This is a genomic window from Vibrio genomosp. F10 str. 9ZD137 (assembly GCF_049974785.1).
Taxonomy (GTDB): Bacteria; Pseudomonadota; Gammaproteobacteria; order Enterobacterales; family Vibrionaceae; genus Vibrio.
This window is the reverse complement of record NZ_JBNGCJ010000757.1, coordinates 1-338: the sequence shown is the minus strand read 5'-3', so window position 1 is coordinate 338 and position 338 is coordinate 1. Positions and strand designations below refer to the sequence as shown.

The window sequence follows — 338 nt, the reverse complement described above, 5'->3', positions numbered from 1 at the left end:
CCGCTCTTCCGATCTTGCCGTCAGCGCCAAAAGAGACGGCATCTTTGGCATCTTGTTCGTCTAAAATGCCTTTAATCACCATTGGACCATCCCAAAAGTCGCGGATCCACTCTAAATCTTTCCAGCAAATGGATGGGTCAAAGTTCGCACCAAGCCAACCGATATAATCTTCGAGTTTGGTGGGTTCACCGCGATAGGTAGAGATGTTGCCAAGGTCATGGGGTTTACCCAACAAGCCAACGTCGACGGCCCAATTTGGGTGACGCATCGCCTGAAAAACTCGACGTGCCGCCGCATTGGGACCGCTCATGCCCGAGTGATTAGATCGGAAGAGCGGT

At 52.1% G+C, this 338-nt stretch carries 1 protein-coding gene; it reads right to left on the bottom strand.

Going from position 1 to position 338, the window contains the following annotated elements; translation table 11 throughout:
• The coding region (locus tag ACP45E_RS17770) for an alpha-hydroxy-acid oxidizing protein (RefSeq protein WP_198927752.1) at window positions 1-338 on the bottom strand (338 nt) is incomplete at both ends.